Annotated in this window: 23 protein-coding genes; 11 read left to right on the top strand and 12 right to left on the bottom strand. The window is 65.5% G+C overall.

Annotation, left to right across the window (positions count from 1 at the left end):
• Positions 1-83 precede the first annotated feature (83 nt).
• From KK141_RS01095 to KK141_RS01085, 3 genes are all read right to left on the bottom strand, one after another.
• Entirely contained in the window at positions 84-1,157 is a 1,074-nt protein-coding gene (locus KK141_RS01095) for a serine hydrolase domain-containing protein (RefSeq protein ID WP_214569635.1), read from the bottom strand.
• Positions 1,158-1,314: 157 nt separating this feature from the next.
• Positions 1,315-1,455, bottom strand: coding sequence for a hypothetical protein (locus KK141_RS01090; RefSeq protein WP_214569634.1), 141 nt, complete (start codon positions 1,453-1,455; stop codon positions 1,315-1,317).
• Between the two features lie 36 nt (positions 1,456-1,491).
• Positions 1,492-1,635: a hypothetical protein gene (locus KK141_RS01085; RefSeq protein ID WP_167256425.1), complete on the bottom strand. Its 144-nt coding sequence runs from the start codon at positions 1,633-1,635 to the stop codon at positions 1,492-1,494.
• A gap of 452 nt (positions 1,636-2,087) precedes the next feature.
• Here KK141_RS01085 and KK141_RS01080 point away from each other — a divergent pair, with 452 nt between their 5' ends.
• On the top strand, positions 2,088-3,059 hold the full coding sequence (locus KK141_RS01080; RefSeq protein WP_214569633.1) for an MBL fold metallo-hydrolase: 972 nt from the start codon (positions 2,088-2,090) through the stop codon (positions 3,057-3,059).
• 39 nt (positions 3,060-3,098) lie between these two features.
• Here the strand turns inward: KK141_RS01080 and KK141_RS01075 are convergent, their stop codons facing one another.
• Both KK141_RS01075 and KK141_RS01070 read right to left on the bottom strand, forming a co-directional pair.
• Entirely contained in the window at positions 3,099-4,490 is a 1,392-nt protein-coding gene (locus KK141_RS01075; RefSeq protein ID WP_214569632.1) for an SH3 domain-containing protein, read from the bottom strand.
• A gap of 15 nt (positions 4,491-4,505) precedes the next feature.
• Entirely contained in the window at positions 4,506-4,649 is a 144-nt protein-coding gene (locus tag KK141_RS01070) for a hypothetical protein (protein WP_214569631.1), read from the bottom strand.
• Between the two features lie 320 nt (positions 4,650-4,969).
• Here KK141_RS01070 and KK141_RS01065 point away from each other — a divergent pair, with 320 nt between their 5' ends.
• The 6 genes from KK141_RS01065 to KK141_RS01040 all read left to right on the top strand — a co-directional run bounded on the left by KK141_RS01065 (position 4,970) and on the right by KK141_RS01040 (position 7,270).
• Positions 4,970-5,293, top strand: coding sequence for a hypothetical protein (locus KK141_RS01065; RefSeq protein ID WP_214569630.1), 324 nt, complete (start codon positions 4,970-4,972; stop codon positions 5,291-5,293).
• A gap of 19 nt (positions 5,294-5,312) precedes the next feature.
• Entirely contained in the window at positions 5,313-5,636 is a 324-nt protein-coding gene (locus tag KK141_RS01060; protein WP_250901471.1) for a hypothetical protein, read from the top strand.
• A complete protein-coding gene (locus KK141_RS01055; RefSeq protein ID WP_214569629.1) occupies positions 5,633-5,983 on the top strand; it encodes a hypothetical protein in 351 nt (116 codons plus the stop codon). The genes KK141_RS01060 and KK141_RS01055 overlap by 4 nt, the downstream gene beginning before the upstream one ends.
• A 112-nt stretch (positions 5,984-6,095) precedes the next feature.
• Positions 6,096-6,371: a hypothetical protein gene (locus KK141_RS01050; RefSeq protein ID WP_214569628.1), complete on the top strand. Its 276-nt coding sequence runs from the start codon at positions 6,096-6,098 to the stop codon at positions 6,369-6,371.
• Between the two features lie 41 nt (positions 6,372-6,412).
• The gene (locus tag KK141_RS01045) at positions 6,413-6,715 is read left to right on the top strand and encodes a hypothetical protein (RefSeq protein ID WP_168647868.1); all 303 of its coding nucleotides are present in this window, start codon (positions 6,413-6,415) and stop codon (positions 6,713-6,715) included.
• Positions 6,716-6,781: 66 nt separating this feature from the next.
• Positions 6,782-7,270, top strand: a complete 489-nt coding sequence (locus KK141_RS01040) for a YcxB family protein (protein WP_214569627.1) — start codon at positions 6,782-6,784, stop codon at positions 7,268-7,270.
• A 362-nt stretch (positions 7,271-7,632) separates the two neighbouring features.
• Here KK141_RS01040 and KK141_RS01035 read toward each other — a convergent pair whose 3' ends face one another.
• Positions 7,633-7,854 carry a hypothetical protein gene (locus KK141_RS01035; protein WP_214569626.1) on the bottom strand — a complete coding sequence of 74 codons (222 nt, stop codon included), beginning with the start codon at positions 7,852-7,854 and terminating at the stop codon, positions 7,633-7,635.
• Positions 7,855-7,913: 59 nt separating this feature from the next.
• The gene (locus KK141_RS01030; RefSeq protein WP_214569625.1) at positions 7,914-8,909 is read right to left on the bottom strand and encodes an alpha/beta hydrolase; all 996 of its coding nucleotides are present in this window, start codon (positions 8,907-8,909) and stop codon (positions 7,914-7,916) included.
• Between the two features lie 151 nt (positions 8,910-9,060).
• Here KK141_RS01030 and KK141_RS01025 point away from each other — a divergent pair, with 151 nt between their 5' ends.
• On the top strand, positions 9,061-9,894 hold the full coding sequence (locus KK141_RS01025) for a helix-turn-helix transcriptional regulator (RefSeq protein WP_250901470.1): 834 nt from the start codon (positions 9,061-9,063) through the stop codon (positions 9,892-9,894).
• A gap of 6 nt (positions 9,895-9,900) precedes the next feature.
• Here KK141_RS01025 and KK141_RS01020 read toward each other — a convergent pair whose 3' ends face one another.
• Positions 9,901-10,332 (bottom strand): universal stress protein, encoded by a 432-nt coding sequence (locus KK141_RS01020; RefSeq protein ID WP_214569624.1) that lies wholly within the window; start codon positions 10,330-10,332, stop codon positions 9,901-9,903.
• Between the two features lie 370 nt (positions 10,333-10,702).
• Positions 10,703-12,757, bottom strand: a complete 2,055-nt coding sequence (locus KK141_RS01015) for a M13 family metallopeptidase (RefSeq protein WP_214569623.1) — start codon at positions 12,755-12,757, stop codon at positions 10,703-10,705.
• A gap of 288 nt (positions 12,758-13,045) precedes the next feature.
• On the opposite strand from KK141_RS01015, the gene KK141_RS01010 reads away from it, so the two are divergent.
• The 3 genes from KK141_RS01010 (at position 13,046) to KK141_RS01000 (ending at position 15,934) form a co-directional block, all read left to right on the top strand.
• Positions 13,046-14,206, top strand: a complete 1,161-nt coding sequence (locus KK141_RS01010; RefSeq protein WP_214569622.1) for an alpha/beta hydrolase — start codon at positions 13,046-13,048, stop codon at positions 14,204-14,206.
• A gap of 11 nt (positions 14,207-14,217) precedes the next feature.
• Positions 14,218-14,820: a TetR/AcrR family transcriptional regulator gene (locus tag KK141_RS01005; RefSeq protein WP_214569621.1), complete on the top strand. Its 603-nt coding sequence runs from the start codon at positions 14,218-14,220 to the stop codon at positions 14,818-14,820.
• Between the two features lie 82 nt (positions 14,821-14,902).
• Positions 14,903-15,934 (top strand): NADP-dependent oxidoreductase, encoded by a 1,032-nt coding sequence (locus KK141_RS01000; RefSeq protein WP_214569620.1) that lies wholly within the window; start codon positions 14,903-14,905, stop codon positions 15,932-15,934.
• Between the two features lie 404 nt (positions 15,935-16,338).
• On the opposite strand, the gene KK141_RS00995 is transcribed toward KK141_RS01000, so the two are convergent.
• From KK141_RS00995 to KK141_RS00985, 3 genes are all read right to left on the bottom strand, one after another.
• The gene (locus KK141_RS00995; RefSeq protein WP_214569619.1) at positions 16,339-16,653 is read right to left on the bottom strand and encodes a hypothetical protein; all 315 of its coding nucleotides are present in this window, start codon (positions 16,651-16,653) and stop codon (positions 16,339-16,341) included.
• Between the two features lie 540 nt (positions 16,654-17,193).
• Entirely contained in the window at positions 17,194-18,549 is a 1,356-nt protein-coding gene (locus KK141_RS00990; protein WP_214587332.1) for a serine hydrolase domain-containing protein, read from the bottom strand.
• A gap of 123 nt (positions 18,550-18,672) precedes the next feature.
• Entirely contained in the window at positions 18,673-22,008 is a 3,336-nt protein-coding gene (locus KK141_RS00985; RefSeq protein ID WP_214569617.1) for a GH92 family glycosyl hydrolase, read from the bottom strand.
• Positions 22,009-22,083: the final 75 nt, after the last annotated feature.

The following is a 22,083-nucleotide window of genomic DNA, read 5'->3' as shown; positions in this document are numbered from 1 at the left end:
CGCCAAGGGGAACGAACGCGGGAACGGTACGACGGCTTCACGGACTCTCCTCGCTGGGCAGCGGAGGTCCGAGTCTGCCACGGCTATTTTTTTGGACGGGACAATCGCTGCTCGCGGTAGCTGGCTTCCATCAGGGCCGTGGCCAGCTCGCCGAGCTTCAGGTGATCGAAGCTGGTGTTGTTCATCACGATCACGCTGTGGCCGTCGTCCAGCGTGCGCCAGGCCAGCACGCGGAAGGCGCCGTTGGAGCCGTACTCCCAGGCCACGGGATGGTCGGCGCCATCAAAGGGCAGGGTCCGGGTGCGTCCGCCCAGGGCGTAGTTCTGCAGCGGACGTTCCACGCTCATCAGCGTGCGCGTGCTTTCCGGCGACAGCAGCCGGCCGCCGAACAGGGCATCCATCAGCACGAACAGGTCGTTGGCGCTGGCGTAGAAGCCGCCGGCCAGCACCATGAAATCGGGCAAGGGTTTGTCCAGCGGCAACACCTGCGGCGCCAGTTGCTGGTAGCCCAGCGCCATGCCGCGCACGGCGGACGAGCTGCCGCGGTAGATGCCGCTGTGGCGCAGCGCGAGCGGCTGGACCAGATAGCCGTCCACCAGCGAAGCGTAGTCGCGGCCGGTGGCCTGCTCGATCACCGCTTTGACCAGCAGCCAGTTGGAGTGTGAGTAGTCCCAGTCGGTGCCGGGGACGAAGCGCAGGTCGCCGCTGGCGAAACGGCGCACGGCTTCGGCATTGCTTAGCGACAGATCGCGCGTGGCCGGATCGCGCTTGATCGCTTCGTCGATCTCGTTCGGCACGCCGCTGGCGTGGCTGATCAGCTCGCGCAGGGTGAGCTGGTCGCCGTTGTCGCGGCGATAGTCCGGCAGGTAGGTGGAGATTGGCTCGTCCAGGGCCAGCTCGCCTTGCTGCACCAGGCGCATGACCACGATCGAGGCGATCCATTTGGAGATCGAGCCGGTCTCGAACGGCGTGTCGGCGGTGAGCGGCTGCTGCGTGGCGGCGTCGGCGATGCCGAAGCTCTCGGCGTAATCCACGTGCGAACCGTGGCCCACCAGGATCACGCCATTGAAGTGCTGGTCCACCGCGAAGCGCCGGGCCGTGACGGCGCAGGCATCGCAATCGGCGAGGGCGGGAAAGGCGACGAGCAGGGCGAGCATCGCCCACATCAGCCGCCATCCCGCACGACCATCCTTAGGCTTGTGCAACTTCGGCGGGCCATTCATCGGGGCACCTGGCGAGCGGGAGACTCCCGGTCGGATGCCTGGCGGCGCGATTGGGTTTAAGCGCGCCGTACTGCTTTCGATCGCGTGCGGCTCAGCGGTTGGCGGCGACGGCGGTGGTGGCAACCGATGCCGGGGCCGATGCATGCGTGGTCAGCATGCCGCCCAGGACCAGGGCGCAGACCAGCAGACCGGCGGCGAAGAAACCATGCAGCATGATGTTTTCGAATTTCATGACGACTCTCCTTAGCGCGAATGAAGCGGTAACTGCTTAGCGGTGGGCGGCGGCCACGGCGGTGGCGGCGATCGCCTGCGGAGCGGCGGCGTGGGTGGTCAGCATGTTGCCCAGCACCAGGGCGCAAACCAGCAGGCCGGCGGCGAAGAAGCTCTTGAGCAGCAGGGTTTCGGCTTTCATGACATCTCTCCTTGAGGTGGGTGTTTGAGGCTTTCGAGGTATAGATGGCAAGGGTCGTGCCAACCGCGCAGATGGCTCGCAGGCCGCGCCGTTGAGCCATTCCTGCAAAACGCCATGACAGCCCGAAGTTGTCCGCGGACAGGCGGACAGCTGTGTCCGGACAGAAGGCGGACAGAAGGCTGCTTCGAGACAGCTCAGTTTCCAAACTGGAATCCTTCTCCCTCCGGGAGAAGGTGGCGGCAGCCGGATGAGGGTACGGGCGGAGTGGGGCGCTTCACTCCGCCCGTACCCTCACCCCAACCCCTCTCCCGGCGGGAGAGGGGCTCTACGCATCGCACGCCAGAGTGGCGCCTGGGGAGTTGAAGCGCGCCGAACCGTGCCCATGTGGCAACCACCGGTTGGCGGTGTGCTGCCGCCAACCGGCTTCACCCCCTCACGATCAGGAACGAACGATGAGCATCAGTTCCACTTTCGCCCGCACCGCCTTGTCCGCCGCCATCGTGCTCGGCGGCGCGCTCGCCCTGGCGCCCGCGCATGCCGCGGCGCCGATGGCCAAGACCAGTGCGCCGGGCTACTACCGCATGATGCTGGGCGACTTCGAAGTGACCGCGCTGTCCGACGGCACCCACGCGCTGGACGTCAACCAGCTGCTGGACCAGGCCAAGGCCTCGACCATCCAGCAGTCGCTGAAGGCGGCCGACCAGACGCCGTCGTACGAATGGAGCTTCAACGGTTTTCTGGTCAACACCGGCAGCAAGCTGGTGCTGATCGACACCGGCGCCGGCGCCTTCATGGGCAGCGACCTGGGCAAGCTGGCCGCGCGCATCAAGGCCGCCGGCTACACGCCCGAGCAGATCGACGAGATCTACATCACCCATATGCACCCCGACCATATCGGCGGCCTGGTGGCCGACGGCAAGGCGGTGTTTCCGAATGCCACCGTGCGCGCCGGCAAGGCCGATGCGGATTTCTGGCTGAGCAAGGCGCAGGAAGAGAAGGCGCCGGCCGACGGGCGCGAAGGCTTCGAGAACGCGCAGAAGGCGCTGGGTCCCTACGTCAAGGCTGGCCACTTCAAGCCGATCGCCGCCGACGCGGAGCTGGTGCCGGGCATCCGCTCGATCAGCCTCAACGGCCACACGCCGGGCCATACCGGCTATGCGGTCGAGAGCAAGGGCCAGAAGCTGCTGGTGTGGGGCGACACGCTGCACGTGCAGACGGTGCAGTTCGCGCATCCGGAGGTGTCGATCAAGTTCGACAGCGATGGCGCGAGTGCGGAGAAGGTGCGCGAGCGCATCCTGGCCGATGCGGCCAAGAACGGCTACCTGGTGGCCGGCGCCCACATCTCGTTCCCGGGCATCGGGCATATCGCGGCGGACGGCAAGGGTTATCGGTGGTTGCCGGTGAGTTACGCCGAGATCCACTGAGTGACGATGGAAGGGCCCGCGCGATGCGGGCCCTTCTCTTTATGGACGGATGCTTACCAGGCTGGTCATCGCATCCACATAGGAAAGCTTTTCGTCCACCAGCAAGGGCAGCAGCGGCGTGACGGAGACTTCGTTGGTCTTGGTCCAGCGCACCTTGCCTGCGCCATCGCGGAAAACCAGGCCGCCGACATCCTGGATCACGTACGGCTCGCCGCCGATCCGGCCCAGGAACATCATCACGTGGCCGGGGATATAGATCAGGTCGCCGACCTGGGCCTGGGCCAAGGCACGCATGCGCGCTTCGTGGCTGTCCTTTGCATCGAACAGCCGGTGCTTCAGCACCGGACTCCTGGCCTGGTCGCCGGTGTTGCGCGGCAGTTGCACACCCATGCTGCGGTACACGTCTGAAACGAAGCCGCTGCAATCGCGGCCGTTATAGAGATGGCCCCAGCCATAGCGTTCGCCGAGGAATTTGAAAGCCTGGCGGATCAGGTTGGCGCGGGTCAGCGGCAGATAATCGGCGGCGCTGTCGGCTTTGCGCTGGAGCAGGGCCGGCTGCAGATGCAGCGAGCCGTCTTCGGCACGGGTGGGCAATGACAGAGTCCACGCTTCATAGGGGCCCTGGCCGTTCACCGGCTGATCGGGCGGCAACTGCGCCAGCGGAATGCGCGTGCCCATGTCCAGTTGCGTTTCCGACACGGCAGGCGCTTCGGGCGTATACACCGTGCGCAACTTGTCGCCGGTGATCACGCGGTACCGCGTCTTCGCCGCATAGGACAGCACTTCGTCGCGCGTGCCCACGGCAATGGCGCTGCGTTCCACCCAGGCGGCATAGCGCGGGCTGACCACGAAGCACCATGCGCCATCCGCGCTGCTGTGCACGATCGCCACCGGGTCGCCGGGGAACAGCGTGCTTTCCTGGAACTGTTCGAAATCCTGCAGCCCCTTGCCGGGAAAGGCGCGCAGGCTGGTGGGAAGGTTGCGCATCGAAACGCGGTGCACCACCAGGCCATAGCTGACCGGTGCACGCGCGGGAATCCGGTCGAGCGCCAGGCCGTTCACGGCCGCGTCGATCGCGGCCTGCGGAACCGGCTGGTCTCGCTCGTCGTAGAGCGGTTTGGACGGTGCCTTCGACACCTTGGCGATCCAGGCATGCACCTGCGCGCCGCTTACTTCGTTACCGAGCCTGGACAGGTCGTACATGCTCGGGTCGTTCGCGATCAGCCGCGCATTCAAGGCGTCGATCGCGCCGCGATCCAGGATTACTTGCTCAGGTGCGGCCGCACGCGCCACCCAGTATTCCGGCGAGAGCATCGCATCGTCGGTGCCGATCACGCCCGAGGGCGGAATGGGCAACACATCGCCGGCGAAGACCGGCGCGCAGGCCATGGCAAGCAGCAGCGCGCCGGTGAGTTGGGTGGTCAGTCGCATGCTTATGTTTCCGGATCAGCGGTGAGCGGAAACAGCGGCGGTGCCGGCGACCGATTCCGGGGCCGAAGCGCGCGTGGTCAGCATGCCGCCCAGCACCAGGACGCAGACCAGCAGACCGGCGGCGAAGAAACCCTTCAGCATCAGGCTTTCGACTTTCATGACATCTCTCCTTGCGTGGTTGGTCTTGCGTGGTTGGTTGGTCTTGCGAGGTAGATATGGCAAGGCGCGTGCCAACCGCTCCGATGGCTCGCAGGCCGCGCCGTTGAGCCATTTCTTCAAAGTGTCATGGCGTGGGGCGGTTGTCCGCGGACAGGTGGACAGGCGTGTCCGGACAGCGCGGCGGACAGCGGACGCACGCTTTTTCGCCCAGCGGACCCTGCCGCCGGATAGTGGGGTCCCGGTCACGCGGCCCGCCGGCACGCCCCGCTAAAATCGCCCGAACGCAAGACGCGGCCACCGCTGAAAAGGAGTTTCACGGTATGCGCATCGAAACCGTCGATGAGCTGAAGGATCACCTCAAGATCCTGTTCGACGATCCATCCCTGAAGTTCGGCGACGACCTCGGCTACGGGGTCACCTTCGACGTGCCCGGCAAGGCCCGCGCCGTGATGCTGTCATTGCAGGAACGCACCGACGCCGCACGCTGGGGCGGCGACGCGGGCAACTGGTTCTACAAGTGCGATGACGAGAACTGGCTGCTTTATCTACGCTCGATTCCGCATGCGGTGGTTTGCATTGCTTCGGTGAGGTCGTTGCATCGGCGGCATCTGGAGCAGTATCAAGGAAGCAATGCGCCGGTTTGAGGCGAGTGGGACTGCCTGGATGCGGAAAGCCGATTTTCTATCGCTGATGAAGTTCCCACCCGAATGGGAGGAGTGGGGTCTCTATCCCGATGAGCTCTTTCTGGAGCAATGGGCGCTTTACCGGTCGGGTGACGAGGCTGGCAGCGAGCATGATCGGAATGGCGCCTTCCATTGGTGGCTGAGGCAAAAGCCGGGTCTGGAAATTCTGGAAAAATTGTTGGTGTTGACTGAACTCGATCGTGATCCGGTCATGGCCTTGGATGTCCGCAGATACGTCGAGAAGGCCGTGCAGGACCTGCAGTTGCAAGATGAAGCTCACCTCGACGGCCGGTACAAGCCATGAGCATGTACCTGCTGATTCTCCTTATGTTCGGCTTTTGGTTCGTGTTCTCCGTGCATCCGGGTTCAAGGCTTGGTTTCGCTCTCACGGCGGCCGACTGGGGCCAGCTTTGGCGCGACTTGGGTGACAAGGAAAAGCAGACCAAGGCGGCTCTACGGTCGGCCGGCGCTCGCTCGCTGGCCGTTCAGTCGTTGCTGACGTTCTTCGGGGTGCTGAGCAATTACGCGTACGGGCCGCACGACAAGCTCCACACCTTGACCTTGATGATTGCCGCCTTGGGTGGACTCGCCGCCGGCTACTTGGTGCTGATCTGGATGACGCGCGACAAGGGCTGGTACGGGCAAAGCTGAGGAGCGGGGCGGCAACTGGAACGGCCCACGGAAGTCGGGCACCCTGGGCGAGTGGCGGAGCGTGCGTGGACAGGCGAGGCGCTCCAGATCCGGCGATGACCAGGGGAAAGGAATGTTCAAGAACGGACTTTGGTCCATACCGAAAGTCTGGAATCTCAGTCCAGGGATGCGGGTTGGTATTGCAGTTTTTGCTGCCGCTTATCTGGCCGTCACTCATCCCTGGGCGAACGGCGAGCCTTCGATAGCGCATGGCCACTATCAGGTGGCGCTGGCCTTCCTGATGATGGCGGTGTTCCCGCGTGGAACCAGGTTGTACGTTGCGGTTGGCGTTACGCTTCTTGTACTTCTGTTGGCTGGTATGGCCATTAATGGGCTTTCAATCGCGTGAAGTCCGGGGTTGATCGCTGGCGCAAGCGGAGGTGATGCCTTGTGGAATACATCAGAGTCTTATCGAAGGGCGTGGGGCTCGGCTATCCCGTCGAGATCCTGATCGAAGTCGGGCCGGATGGTTGTGCGCGCCGCAAGCTGGAACGGTTTGCGGATGGGCGGGTGGCGCTTGCCAGTGCGCGGTTTGCCGAGGGCGATACGCGGGTGGATGACAAACCGGTGCCGTCGCTGGATGAAATCGATGCCGATCCGGAGTTCGTGGCGCAGAAGATGACCAGGGTTGAGTTTGAGCGGGCGTGGAATGCGGGATTCCTGACGCAACCCGCTTCGCCCTGGCATGGATAAGCAGGTTCAATCTGCTCATCGCCCAAAGTCGCCTCTGCTTAAATCAAATGGAATGAAGAAGAAGGTATGACGGAATTCATTTCGATCACGCCGGTCCGCACCTATGGAGACACCTTCAGTGCAGTGGCGCAGATTTGGCTGACAACTCCTTCCAGCCGTTGGGGGATGGTGGTGATGTTCGCGCTCATCGCAGGCGTGAATGCATGGTCAGGGCCCTGGTGGATGGCAATCGTTGGCGGAGCGCTATGGCTGTTGCTGATTGTGCCGCTTGCTATTGCTTTGCAGAGCTGGAATATCCTGCGATCCGCGCGGCGGGAAGGACCATCTACCTTTGCCTTCGGCGAAGAGGGCGTCGTCTGTCGATCCAAGACGATGGAGGCGCGAGTGCTTTGGTCCGGGATGGTGCGGGTCTTGCTGACCAAGCAGCACTGTTTCCTCTACTTCACGCCACGTTTCGCTTGGTTTCTTCGGCGCGACGGGATGAGCTCTAGTGAGGAGATTGCGATATTGAAGCTGGCCAGCGATGCGGGTGTGAAGGTGCAAGGAGTTCGGTGAGGATTCGCGACGGACGAGCGGCGCTTGCTGATCCTGGATCAGGCGAATCTAGAAGCATGGCTGGCGTAGGGTGAATGATGAAGCGTTGTGAGTATCCCGCGCTTCCGGTTCGAGCTGACACGACGTGCGAAGCTGCCTTCTCCCTCTCCCCTCCGGGGAGAGGGTTGGGGTGAGGGGCCGGGCGGAGCGGTGAGCTGAGGGGCGCGAATGCCTAAGAGCTTTCTTCGCTGCGTAGAAATGGCATCGCTAGAGCGGCCCCTCATCCGCCTGCCGGCACCTTCCTCGCTCCTCAAAGCAGGGCACATCCCTGTGCCCTCCCCGCGTGCTCCCCGGAGGGGAGAAGGGTTCTATATCCGGGCTCTTTATGCTTCTGGCGGCGTCACTCCGCACGCTTCGAGCATCTCCGTAATCCTCGCACTCACCCAATCGAAATCCTCCGGCCCAGCCGCGGCCAACGGTGGATCGGTAAGCGTGGCGAACGCGCTCCAGAACTCATCGCGGTCACCTGTGTCGCGCAGCAGGTGCGGTACCTGCTGCGCGATGCCATCGAGCATGGCCTGAAGCTGTTCGCGGGGCGTAGTCATTCATCGAGCGTACACCGCCGGTTGCTATCGCGGCGTGTAGGTCTTTGCCGTGGGGCAGGTCAGGCAATGCCCCACAGCTTCTTCGCTTCTTCCGCAATCACGTCGGGGAATTCCTCGGGGAAGAACAGGTTGGCGCCTTCGATCCTGCGCACGCCCTTGGAGTTGCCCAGCGTCTTGTCGAGGTAGTCCGGGTCGGAGCCTTTGAAGATGGTGTCGCCGGTGCCCCAGATGATGCGGGTGGGGATGGTGCTCTTCTTGAGCAGCGGCTCGACGCCGGCCAGCGGATTCGGATCCAGGCCCAGCGCGTACGCATCGGCCAAGGCCTTGCGCTGCGGCGTGGCCACGATCGGGCCGAGGTACATATCGAAGGTTTCGTCGGCCATGCGCGCCGGGTAGGTGAAGGTGGCGCCGCCCAGGCCCTTCGGCGAGCGGGCGAAGTTCTTGTCGAGCACGTTGGGCACCAGCCATTCGTCGGCGAACTTGCCGCGGCGTGCGGCTTCCAGCACGGGCAGCACGGCGGGCGGCGGGCTGTCCGATTCCACGTCGCAGTTGGTCAGCAGCACGGTGCGCACCCGCTCCGGGTGCGTGGTCATGAACAGCTGGGCGACGGCGCCGCCGCTGTCGTTGGCGATCAGGTCGACGGTGTCGATATGCAGCTGGTCGAGCAGGTAGGTGAGCATCTGCACCTGGTCGGCCGGCGTCACGCTCTGGCCGGGCGCGGGGCGGGTGTAGCCCAGGCCCATGGAGTCCGGCGCCACGCAGCGGCGGTAGGGCGAGAGACGGTCGATGGCGCCGCGCCACTGGTAGCTGTTGAGCGGGAAGCCGTGCAGGAACAGCGCGGCGGGGCCGCTGCCGCGGTCGACGTAGGCGATCTCGCCGAACGGCGTCTTGGCAAAGCGGCGGGCGGCGTTGAAGGCGGCGACGCTTTCGAGGCTGCCGCTGCTGGAACCGCCGGCGGCGGCGATGGCCTTCTGCGCGGCGCGGGGGGCGCAGGCGGCGAGCGCGCCTGCGGCCAGGGAACCCGCGGCCAGGGCTAGGAACTGTCTGCGATGCATGTCGGTGCTCTCCGGAGGGTGCGTAGGGGGCGGCTGATGGGAGCGGATGATTCGCTCGTGACGGCATGGCGGCAATGACCTCGCAGGTCATGGCGGCATGACCTCCCAGGTCATTGGTCTGGGCACGGACCGCGCCGTATGCTCGCGCCCCATGAACCGAGCCCACGCCCCCTTGCCGATGGCCGCACCCGCTTCCGCCGTAGGCGGACTGCTACGCGAATGGCGCGCCGCGCGCCGTCTCAGTCAGCTCGACCTCGCCCTGGAGGCGGGCATCTCCGCCCGGCACCTGAGCTGCGTGGAAACCGGCAAGGCCCAGGCCAGCCGCGAGATGCTGGCGCGCCTGGCGGACACCCTCGGCATGCCGCTGCGCGAGCGCAACGCGCTGCTGGTGGCGGCGGGCTTCGCGGCGAAATACCCGGAAACCGAACTGGCCACGCCGGCGATGGCGCAGATCCGCAAGGCCATCGACGCGATCCTGCAGCAGCAGGAGCCGTACCCGGCCTTCCTGCTCAACCGCCACTGGGACGTGCTCGGCGCCAACCGCGCGGCGGAGCGGGTGGGCGACTACGTGATGCGCGGCCAGCCCAGCAAGCACACCAATATGCTGCGGCAGATGTTCGATCCGGAGGACTTCCGCCAGGCGGTGGTCAACTGGGAAGAGATCGCCGAAAGCATCGTGCGCCACCTGCACAACGAAGTGGCGGCGGCGCCGTCCGACACCACGGCGCGTGCCCTGCTGGACGAAGTGCTCGCCTACCCGGGCGTGCCGGCGAGCTGGCGTACGCGCGACCTGTCCAGCGCACCGTCGCCGCTGATGACCACCGTGCTGCAGGGCGACGGCGAGCAGCTGCATTTCTTCTCCACCATCACCACCTTCGGCACGCCGCGCGACGTGACGCTGGAAGAGCTGCACATCGAATGCTGCTTCCCGATGGACGAGGCGACCGCGGCCCGTTGCCGGCAGTTGGCGGAGCGGAACCCCTGAGCGCCCTCAGTGGCAGACCAGCACCGGCACGTCGCAGCACAGAATCACCTTGTGCGTGACATTGCTCAGCATCAGGCGCTCGATGCCGTTGTGCGTGTGCGCATCCATCACGATCAGATCGCAGTGGTGCTTGGTGGCGGCGCCGGCGATGGCGGCGTAGGGGCGGTTGTCGAACACGTATTCGCCGTCGCACGGGACGCCAGCGGCCTGCGCTTTCTCGCGCACCTCGTCGAGGTATTCCTGGGCATGCTCGATGGAGCGGCGCTTGCAGGCGTCGCCCTGGACGATGTCGGCGATAAAGCTCACGGCCGGTAGTGGCGGCAGTACGTGGAGGGCGTGCACTCGCGCATGCAACTGAGCAGCGAGGCGTATGCCGGTGTCGATGGCGTGGATGGAGGCGTCGGTGCCGTCGGTGGGAATGAGGATGTGGGTGTACATGGCCGTCTCCCTAGGTGGCTCGCCAGCCGTGCGGTTGGGGCGCGGCGAGGGCGGGTGACGGTTTCTGATATCCGCTGATTGCGGTGGGGTTGCAACTGGGCTTTCGTTGGATGGAAGGGTTCGCTTCGGATGGCCCCTCATCTGCCTGCCGGCATCTTCTCCCCGGAGGGGAGAAGAGATTCACTGGCGGACGTAGCAAACACCTTCAAACGCCCCGCAACCTACCCCCTCTCCCCTCCGGGGAGAGGGCTGGGGTGAGGGGCCGCCCGAAGCGCAACGCCAAAGGCTAGCCATACCCCCTTCCGCTCTACCCAAAAAAAGAAAGCCGCACCCCTTCGGATGCGGCTCTCCAGATCGAACGAAAAACCCCTTACCAGATCTTCACCCGCTGCTTCGGATCCAGATAAAGCTTCTGCCCCGCCTGCACCTTGAACGCGTCATACCACGCGTCCAGATTACGCACCGTCTGCGCCCGGAACGACCCCGGCGAATGCCCATCGCCAATCACCTGCGCCCGCAGTGCCGCATCGCGCGTCTTAGTGCGCCACGACTGCGCAAACGCCAGGAAGAAGCGCTGGTCGCCGCTCAGCCCGTCGATCACCGGTGCCGGCTTGCCGCCCAGCGACTTCACATACGCGGCATGCGCAATCGCCAGGCCCGACACGTCGGCGATGTTCTCGCCCAAAGTCTGCTGTCCGTTGATATGCAGGCCCGGCAGCGGCTCGTAGGCGTTGTACTGCTCGACCAGCTTCTGGCCGGCGGCCTTGAAGTGGGCCTGGTCGTCCGGCGTCCACCAGTTGGCGAGGCGGCCTTCGGCGTCGAATTCCGCGCCGGTGTTGTCGAAGCTGTGGCTGATCTCGTGGCCGATCACCGCGCCGATCGAACCGTAGTTGGCGGCGTCGTCGGCCTTGGGATCGAAGAACGGCGCTTCCAGAATGGCGGCGGGGAAGTTCAGCGCGTTCTGCAGGGGCAGGTTCACCGCGTTCACCGTCTGCGGCGTCATCCACCACTCGCCCTTGTCCACCGGCTGGCTGAGCTTGGCCAACTGGTGCTTGTACTCGAACTCCTGCGCGCGCAGCGAATTGCCGAGTGCATCGTCGGGGCGGATCTCCAGCGACGAGTAATCGCGCCAGGTTTCCGGATAGCCCACGCCCACCTTCAAGGTGGCGATCTTGGCCTTGGCCTTCTGCTTGGTGGCAGGGCTCATCCAATCGAGCGTATCGACGTGCTCGTTGAAGGCGGCCTTGAGGTTGTCCACCATCTGCGTCACGCGCGCCTTGGACGAGGCGGGGAAGTAACGCTGCACGTAGATCTGGCCCACCGCGTCGCCCAGCGCATTGCCGGTGGAACCCACCGCGCGCTTCCAGCGGTCGCGCTGCTTGGGCGTGCCGTTCAAGGTGTGGCCGTAGAACTCGAACTGCGCGTCGGCAAAGGCCTTGGGCAGCAGGCTGGCGCTGCGGTTGATGGTGTGGAAGCTCAGCCAGTCCTTCCAGGTCTGCAGCGGTTCGCTGGCGGTGAGCGCGGAGAGCTTGCTGATCGCCTCCGGCTGCCACGCGATCACCGTTTTCTGGCCGGACAGGCCGGCCGCGCTGAAGTAGGCATTCCAGTCCAGGCCCGGCGCCTTCTTGGCGAAGTCGGCCATCGCCCACGGGTTGTTGGCCTTATGCACGTCTTCGCTGTCGACGATGCTGGCCTGCGCCTTGGCGATCTTGATCTCCAGGTCGAGCACGGCCTTCGCCTTGGCGTCGGCATCCGACACGCCGCCCTGCTTGAGCTGCGCGGCGATATACGCCTGGTACTTCTCGCGATAGCCCTTCATCTGGGCGTCGTCGTTGAGGTAGTAGTCGCGGTTGGGCATGCCGAGGCCGCCCTGCAGCAGGTAGGGCACGTTGTGCGAAGGGTCTTCCAGGCCTTGCGTCACGAACAGGCCGAACAGGTTTTCCGTCCACCAGTTGGTGGCATTGACCGGATCGACGTCGGCGCGCAGCGTGCCGCCGAGCACGCGGGCGAGGTCGGCCTTGCTCTTGATCGCGTCGACTTCGGCCAGTTCCGTCTTGACCGGCGCGAGGCCAGCCTTTTCGATCGCCGCCTCATTCATATAGGCGGCGTAGTAGTCGGCGATCTTGCGTTCGTTGCTGCCGGCCTTGGGGTTGCTCTTGCCGATGTCGCGGATCAGTTCCGCGTTGCGGTTCTCGGCCTTCTCGAACACCTTGAGGAAGATGCCGGTGCTGGAGCGGTCGGCCGGGATCTGCGCGGTCTTCGCCCAGTTGCCGCTGGCGTAGCCGTTGAAGTCGTCGCCGGGTTTCACGGCGTGGTCGATGCCGGCCAGGTCCACGCCGGAAGCGGAGGCGGGAGCGGGGGCAGCGTGCGCGGTGGCGCAGGCGGCCGCGATGGCGGCGGCGAGTATCCAGCGGGTCGACTTCATGGCGAAGCTCCTTGGGGGTGGTCAAAAAAAGGGTGGCTCACGATAGCGCCGCACCCGTGAGCGGGTGGGCATGACCAATGGGCTAGGGCGGCGTCGGCAGCGCGCAAGCCGGACGTCCGCGCGGTCGTCCGCGGACAAGGCGGCGGGCCGGAGTGGCAAGGCGCCATGCGGCTCGGCGGTGTTTTGGCAGGTGGCATGGGGATTGCTCAGAAGCCATGGATGGCGGGGCCTGGTCGGCATCCGCAACTGCCCGCGCGGCCAGCCGCGCCACCACGTCGAAGGATGCCCATGCGTTTCCCGGGATTGCCCTTGCTTGCCACGCTGGCGCTGTGCGCCGGCATCGCTTCCCTGCAGGCGCAGGACGCACCGCTGCCGCCGCTCGATCGCGCCGCCGCCACCAAGATCATCGGCGACCTGCGCCGCATCGTGGCGCCGGAAGGCATCGAGCGGCACGAGAAGGTGCGCATCGGCGGCATCGACCAGTGGGTGAGCATCCGCGGCATGGACAAGCGCAACCCGGTGTTGCTGATGATCCATGGCGGCCCGGGCTGGGTGGCCATGCCCACCAGCTGGTATTTCCAGCGCGGCTGGGAGGACTACTTCACCGTGGTGCAGTGGGACCAGCGCGGCGCCGGCAGCACGTATGCGGCGAACGATCCGGCGGCGGTGGCGCCGACCATGACGCCGGAGCGGATGGTGGCGGATGCCGAGGAGATGGTGGCGTGGCTGCGCAAGGAGTTCGGCCAGGACAAGATCTTCGTGCTCGGCCATTCCTGGGGTTCGTACCTGGGCCTGGAAGTGGCGCGCCGGCATCCGCAGTGGCTGTATGCGTATATCGGCGTGGGCCAGGTCACCGATATGCCGGCCAGCGAACGCGAAGGTTGGCGTTTCGATATGGAAGAGGCGCAGAAGGCCGGCGATACGCAAGCGATCAAGGAGCTGCGTTCCATCGCGCCGTATGCGGAAGGCAACCGCCCCGTGCCATTGGCGGATCTGCAACTGCAACGCAAATGGCTCAACCGCTATGGCGGCATGGTCTATGGGCGCAACGGCGGCGAAGCCGAAGCGGCGGCGATGGCCTTGTCGCCGGAGTACAGCGACCGCGACGTCAAGCTGGTGTTCGAAGCGGCCGACTACTCGGTGGGCAAATTGCTGGGCCAGGTGCTGACCATCGACGAGAGCAAAGTGCGGCGGCTCGATTGCCCGGTCATCCTGCTGCTGGGCCGGCACGACCACAACGTTTCTTCGCATCTCGCCGCGGCGTGGTTCGAGCAGGTGCAGGCGCCGTCCAAGCGGCTGGTGTGGTTCGAGCATTCGGCCCACGAAGTGATGATCGAGGAGCCGGGCAAGACCCTGGTCTCGCTGGTGCAGTACGCGTTGCCGCTGGCGGCGAAGAGCGGTGGCGATACGGCGGGCGAGGTACTAGACGACCGGTCTAATGGGCGCTAGAGTGCGCGCCCATGAACCCTGCCGCCCCTGCCACCGACGTCCGCCAGCACATCCTCGATGTGGCCAGGCCGCTGTTGCTGAGCAAGGGATTCACCGCCGTGGGGCTGGCCGAAGTGCTGGCCGCGGCGCGGGTGCCGAAGGGGTCGTTCTATCACTACTTCGGTTCGAAGGAGGCCTTCGGCGAAGCCGTGCTGGAGGACTACTTCGGCAACTACCTCGCGCATACCGACGCGCTGCTGGCCCAGCAGGGCACGGCGGCGCAGCGCCTGCTGGCGTACTTCAACGACTGGCTGGATTCGCAGACCGGCGACGAAGCGCAGAGCCGCTGCCTCGCGGTAAAGCTGGGCGCGGAAGTGTGCGATCTGTCGGAGAGCATGCGCACCGCGCTGGAGCGCGGCACCGGCGGTGTGATCGAGCGCTTGGCGCGTTGCATCGAGCAAGGGCGCGCGGATGGCTCGGTGACGCCGGCGCTGGAACCGCAGGCCGTGGCGGCGATGCTTTATCAAAGTTGGCTGGGTGCGAGCCTGCTGGCGAAGATCGCGCGCGATCGCGCGCCGCTCGACACGGCGATGTCCGGTACACGCCAACTGCTCGGACTGCACGACAAAGTTTGAGGCGGGAGATGCGCAAGCGCTCCCGCCTTTTTTGCGCCCCATGACTAGACGATTGGTCTAATTCCCCACAGGAGTGATCCCCATGCCCCAGAACGACACCGTCAACCGCCGCCTGGTACTTGCCGCGCATCCGAAGGGCGCGCCGACGCCGCAGGACCTGCGCCTGGAAGAAGTGCCGGTGCCGCAGCCTGCCGAAGGCCAGGTGCTGCTGCGCACGCTGTATCTGTCGCTCGATCCGTATATGCGCAACCTGATGGACGTGGTCGGCCCGAGCTACGCGGAAGCGGTGAAGATCGGCGCGCCGATGGCGGGTGGCACGGTGAGCCGGGTGGCGGCGTCGAAGCATCCGCAATTCAAGGTGGGCGATCTGGTGCTGAGCAATGCCGGTTGGCAGGACTACGCGTTGTCTGACGGCAAGGATCTGTTGCCGCTGGGCGATATGGCGCGTCCGTCGCTGGCCTTGGGCGGGCTGGGCATGCCGGCGTTTACGGCGCACTACGGCCTGCTCGATATCGGCCAGCCGAAGCCGGGCGAGACGGTGGTGGTGGCTGCCGCCACCGGCGCGGTGGGTTCGGTGGTGGGGCAGATTGCCAAGTTGAAGGGTGCGCGTGTGGTTGGCATTGCCGGTGGTGCGGACAAGTGCCAGTACGCGGTGGACGAACTGGGTTTCGACGTGTGCCTGGACCGGCGCGATCCGGAGTTGGCGAAGAAGCTGGCGGAGGCTTGCCCGAACGGGATCGACGTCTACTTCGAGAACGTCGGCGGCGAAGTATTCGACGCGGTGCTGCCGCTGCTCAACAACCATGCGCGCGTGCCGGTGTGCGGGATCATCGCGCACTACAACGACAAGTCGCTGCCGGCGGGGCCGAATCGCCTGCCGCTGGCGATGTCCACCGTGTTGCAGAAGCGGGTGCGGATGGAGGGCTTCATCATTCTTGACCACTATGGCGAGCGGTTTGCGCAGTTCCGGCGTGAGATGGGTGAGTGGATTGCGCAGGGGAAGGTGAAGTTGCGCGAGGATGTGGTGGAGGGGTTGGAGCATGCACCGCAGGCGTTTATCGGGCTGCTGGAGGGGAAGAATTTTGGGAAGCTGGTGGTCAAAGTCGCTGACTGACCTGCATGGTGAAACTCTTCTCCCCTCCGGGGAGAAGATGCCGGCAGGCAGATGAGGGGCGGGTGCTCGCGGTGGCGTTGCTACGAAGAGAGGAGAAGCCTTTGGGCTTTCTCGATCATCAGCGCACTGCTCCGCCCGGCCCCTCACCCCGACCCTCTCCCCGGAGGGGAGAGGGAGTGCGTTGAGGTAATCGGGAAACGTAGTTCCCAAGTTGGAACTCTTCGCCCCTCCGGGGAGAAGATGCCGGCAGGCAGATGAGGGGCGGGTGCTCGCGGTGGCGCCTCTACGAAGATATGTAGAGCTTTGGGTTTTCGCGCCCCTCAGCTCACCGCTCCGCCCGGCCCCTCACCCCGACCCTCTCCCCGGAGGGGAGAGGGGGTTGAGAGGGTGTCGCTGGATTTGCTCTAGGAGGCGTCGCGGTCATCGTCGATGGTCGCGTGCTCCTCGGCGCGTACCTGTAGCCACTGCATCCGCAAATGCGCCTGCGTCGCGCAGCGCGTTCCCATTTCGATAAACGCCGCGATGCTTTCCAGCATGACCGGCAGGCGCTGTGTATTCACGCTGCCGCGTTCGTCGCCCAATTCAGCCAGCCATCGAATGGCATTGTGCGCGTAGTGAAGCAACTCGGTCGCATCGTTCAACAACGCATCCGGCCCCGCCTCCGGATCGGAAAAATATTCCACGTGGCGTGTGAGCCACGCTTCGCCAAAGATATCCATAAGCAACTCCTTGCCATGCGCCGCCCTCGTCCCGAGAACGGCACGCCGCCGGACAGCACGGCGTGCCGCGACCATACGGACTCGAGGTTTACCGACCACCTGGAACACAGGCGCCGGGCGGCTTGATTGAGGAAGTGGAATGCGGCTTCAGTCGCTTTCGCCGTTGCACGAAGCAACGCGCCGGGTTTCACGGCTAGGAATCATTACCTGCGAAAACTCTTAGGCCGCGGCTCTTCAACCGTGTCGGCGAAGACGGCGGACAGCCCGATTAGTCGGCGGATGTGTCGCCCTGGGGATCGGCGAGCGTACGAGTGACGTATGATCTGGGGTAGCCATGATCAATTCCTTAGATTGGTGATGGTTAGCGGGTCAAGGGTGTTCCTAGCACCCTTGGCTCGCGCTCTCACGACATTGCTGCCATGGTTGCCCGCGACGCGTCTTCAAATCACAGCGCGGGCAACGCAATCACGCTAGCAGAGCAACTTAGGGTTGTCTGTAGTCGTAATCCGATAAATGCATCGTTGATGCAGATCGCAACCGTCAGGGCAGTCGTGGTTCACGGCGAGCGGTGAGCATTCCATCAGAATGGAACTCAAGCGCTATCGGATGCCCCTTCGCATCGCGCGCAACGTGGATGTAATCGGTGCCATCGCCCGCGTAATAAAGCACGTCGCCCTTCGCCGCGGCCAACTCGCGCTCAGGGCCGCCATCGCGCCGGATCGTCAGCTTTGCATCGCGAATCCCGAGCACATGCTTGCTGTCGCCGGCGATGCGATAGCTGCCCGCCAACGCCTGCATGTCACTTGCGGATAGCGCTTGCGGCGTCCAGCTCGTATACGGATCGTCAACCGCAAGCGCACCCAGGCGGTGCGCAAGGGCGCGCGGATTCGGACGTCCACCATCGGTATTGGCAAGCACCACCACCGTCACGTCCTGCTCGGGAAAGTAGGTGAACTGCGTGGCGAAGCCCGCGATGCCACCGTTGTGTTCGTACACGGGTTTGCCACGCACCGTGCCAACCGCGATGCCGTAACCGTAAGCCACGGGTTGGCCGTCGGACGTGGTCTTCGGTGTGGTCATCGCTTCGCGCAATGCGGACGGCAACAGCTCGCGATGCAGCGCGCGCAGAAATTTGAACAGATCGTCCACCGTGGAACTCAGCGCACCGGCGGCGCCGGGACCGGTCATGCTGGAGTAGGGCGCGCGCGTCGCATTGCCCTTGGCATCGGTGCTGTAACCCTCGACCTGGCCGGACACGATGGACTCGTCGCCGGCATACAGCGTGTGCTGCATGCCGACCGGTGCCAGCACCAGGTCGTGCATGGCGCGATCCCATGATTGGCCAGTCACGCGCTCGATCACCGCGCCCAGCAGCATGTAGCCGGAGTTGCTGTAGCGCCATTGCGCACCGGGCGCGAAATCCGGCGCCTTGGTTGCGATGCGCTCGACCAGCGACTTGGTATCGAAGGTCTCGGCCGGACCGGCTTCCCAGTCGTCGCTGACGCCGGAGGTATGGTCCAGCAGCTGCGCCAGGGTGATGTGCGCGGCGTTGGGAAAATCCGGCAGATAGCGCGACAGCGGATCGCTCACAGACAGCTTGTGCATCGCCGCCAGCTTCAACACGGTGGTGGCGGTCAGCGTCTTGGTGATCGAGCCGATATGGAAGCGCTGGTCCGCGGAAAGCGGCACGCTCAGTTCGACATTGGCCATGCCCGTCGCGCCGCGGTAGAGCACCTGGTTGCCACGCGCCACCAGCACGGCGGCGCCGGGGTTGCCATTGGCAATGTCGCCGGCAAGCATGGCTTGCGCACGCGCGGCGAAATCTTCGCTGGCCAGTGCCGGCAGGGCGAGGGAACACAGCAGGGCGGACAGACAAACGGTGCGGAGGTGGTTCATGGCGTCCCTGCATCTGTGGATGATGGCGAGGGACTGTAGCAGCGTCGCAGCGTAGGTTGGGGGGGGGGGGGGGGGGGGGGGGGGGGCCCCCCCCCCCCCCCACCCCAACCTACGCCGGCGTTTTTAGTCGTTGCCGAGCAGCTCCAGTTCGGCCAGCGACACGGAGGCGCCATTGCCGAAGCTCACCCGGTACCACGCGTAGGCGCCCGGCTTGGCGATGCTGAAAGCGCGCGTCTGCCCCGGCCACGGGAAGCGTTCGCCATGGCGGCTGTCCAGCGCCGTCCACTGCTTGCCGTCGTTCGAGCCTTCCAAGGTCCAATCGCCAGGTGCGTTGCCGAGCGGGGCTGAGGTGAGCGTATACATCGCCACCTTCGCCGCTGCCGGCGCATGCCAGCGCACCACGGCATGCGCGGCAAGCGTGGTGTCGGTGCGCCCGTCGTTGTCGAATAGGGCGTCCGGCTTGGCGACACCGGTTGCATCGCGCTCGCCCTTGCCGCCATCGGTAAAGTCGCGCAGCGGCTTCGGACCGGCCGCACCGCTCAGCGAAGTGGGCAAGTCCGCTTCGTCGCCCGCCCAGTGCGAAGGCTGCGGTCCCATCTCGAAACTCAGGGTGGCGCCCTTCGCCAGCAGCTCATGCGGCAAGGTGAGGCGATGCCACGGCTGGCCGTTGACCTTCAGGCTCTGCACGTAGCGGTTGCGGTCGCTGACCTGCGGCGCATCGATCACGATGTGCTTGCCGCTGTCCAGCTTGATGTCCATATGCGGGAAGAACGGCGCGCCGATCACATACTCCGGCGCGCCCATGCGCAGCGGATAGAAGCCGGCGGCGCTGAACACGTACCAGGCCGACATCTCGCCGTTGTCCTCGTCGCCCGGATAACCCTGGCCGATATCGCTGCCGAGGTACACGCGCGACAGCAGGTCGCGCACCTTGTCCTGCGTCTTCCACGGCTGCCCGGCGTAGGCGTACATGTAGAGGATGTGGTGCGAGGGCTGGTTGCTGTGGCCGTACTGGCCCATGCGGATATCGCGCGCTTCCAGCATCTCGTGGATCGGCTCGCCGTAGCCGCCGACGTGGAACTCGCCGGGCGTGGCGAAGAACTGGTCCAGCTTCGCCGCGAGTTTGTCGCGGCCGCCGTACAGCGCGGCCAGGCCGGCGCCGTCGTGCGGGGCGTGGAAGGCCATGTTCCAGGCATTGGTCTCGGTGTAGTCGTCGCCCCAGCGCAGCGGGTCGAACTGCGCCTTGGTGTAGCGCCACTGGCCCTTGGCATCGCGGCCGACGAAGAAGCCGATCTCGGGATTGAACAGGTTGACGTAGTCCTGTGCGCGCGAGTGGAAATACGCGGCGTCGGCGGCGTAGTTGGCGCGGTAGGGATCCTTGGCGTTCTGGTCGGCGGCCAGCGCGGCGGCGAGGTTGCCGATAGCGAAGTCGTTGATATAGCCGTCCATCGACCAGGACAGGCCTTCCTTGGTGCCGGTGTCGACATAGCCGTTGAAGTTGGAGCGGTCCAGCCCCTTGCGGCCGGTGCCGGCGATGGGGCTGAGCACGGTCGCGTCCTTCAGGGCGGCCTGGTAGAAGCTGAGCACGTCGAAGTTGTGGATGCCCTTGAGCCACGCATCGGCGAAGGCCACGTCGGCGCTGGTGCCGACCATCAGGTCCGCATAGCCGGGCGAGGACCAGCGCGCGATCCAGCCGCCGTCGCGGTATTCCTGCACGAAGCCGTCGATCAGTTCGCCGGCCTGCCGCGGCGCCAGCAGCGTGTAGGCGGGCCAGGCGGTGCGGTAGGTGTCCCAGAAACCGTTGTTGACGTAGACCTTGCCGTCGAGCACGCGCGCGCCGGTATGCGTGGGCGTGTTGTCGCCGGTGGCGGCGGAGAACGGGCTGGCGTAGCGGTAGACGCGCTTGGCCTGGTCGCCGGTGTTCTCGTAGGCGGAGTTGGGATAGAGGAACAGGCGGTACAGGTTGGAATACAGCGTGACCAGCTCGTCGTGGTTGGCACCCTTTACGGCAACGATGCCGAGCTGTTCGTCCCAGCGCTTGCGCGCGCGTTCGCGCACGGTGTCGAGGGTGTCGCTCTTGGCGATCTCCAATGCGAGATTGTGCTTGGCCTGGTCGACGCTGATCAGCGAGGTGGCGATGCGCAGGTTGACGGTCTTGTTCTTCGAGGTATCGAAGCCGAACCAGGCGGCAACGTGGTCGCGGCCTTCGCCGGCGAGCTTGCCGCTTTCGCTGACGGGCTGGTCGGCTTCGGCATAGAAGAACAGACGCGTGGCGCCGGTGGAAAGGCGGCTCTTCACGTCCGAGTAGCCGCTGAAGCTGCGGCCGGAAGGGTCGAGCGTAATGCCGCCCTGGTCGCTGCGGTTGTCGAACACCAGCTGGCCGCGCGCGGCGGGGAAGGTGAAGCGGAAGATCGCGGCGTGGTCGGTGGGTGCGATCTCGCTGACGATGCCGTTGTCGAACGCCACCTTGTAGTAGTCGGCGCGCGCCACTTCGTGGTCATGGCCGAAGCTCAGCGCGCGTGCCTTGCGGTTGGCGGTGGGCGCGCCGCTGACGACGCTGGCCGGCATCAGCTGGAAGGTCTGGCGGTCGCCCATCCACGGGCTGGGTTCGTGCGACAGCACCAGGGCTTCCAGGCGCGGGCGATTGTCGTCGCCGTTGCGCTGCTGGTACTGGTACATCCAGTCGGAGCCGGCATCGGTCACCGGCGCCCAGAAGTTGAAGCCATGCGGCAAGGCGGTGGCGACGACGTTGTTGCCGCGCGAGAAGTCGGCATTGGAGTTGGTGCCGCGCAAGGTGCTGACGTAGTCGCTGGGGCGCGTGGCGGTATCCGCCGGCGCATCGCCGATGCGCACGTCGTCGAGGAAACCTTCCACCGTGCCGGCCGGGCCGTCCTGCGCGAGCACGATGCGCTTGATGGTGCGGCTTTGCGCCACCGCGCCCACGTCGATGACCAGGCGGTTCCACTGGTTGGGATAGAGCGTGCGGCCTTCGCCTTGCGCGCGCGCGGTGGCGGCGACGTGGCGCTGGTCGTAGGCGGCGTGGGCGGAGAGATGCGAGCCGTCGTCGAACACCAGGTCCACCGCGGCGTAGGTGGACGGGTTGGCGAGGTTGTCGCCCACGGTGACGGGGAACAGCAGGTAGGAGAGTTGCGTATGCGCGCCCACCGGCAGGTTGACGTCGAACAGCGCGGCTTCCTGCGCCTTGCCACCCTGGCTGCGGTAATGCAGCGAGTGCAGGCCGGTGAAGCCGACGCCGGGCTTGGCGGTGAGCACCACGTTTTTATCCGGGCCGCCGGCGATGTCGACGGCGAGCGGGGATTTGGACGTCTGCAGCGTCGGGTCGCCCGGTTCGAAGGAGCTGAAGAAGTCACCGTCCTGGCTGGCATGCGCCAGGGGCAGGGCGAGCAGCAGGGCGCAGGTAAGGAGATGCGGAGCGGAGATGCGGAGCCGGTGGCGCATGCGTAGGTCTTCCCCTCGTGGGCGCGCGGTGCGAGGGGACCGGGCGCGGAAGTCCCGATTTGAATCGTTCTAAAT

Origin of the sequence: Dyella sp. LX-66 (genome assembly GCF_018599165.1) — a bacterium.
Lineage (GTDB): Bacteria > Pseudomonadota > Gammaproteobacteria > Xanthomonadales > Rhodanobacteraceae > Dyella_D > Dyella_D marensis.
The sequence above is the reverse complement of the archived record's forward strand: the minus strand, read 5'-3'. Positions and strand labels throughout refer to the sequence as shown.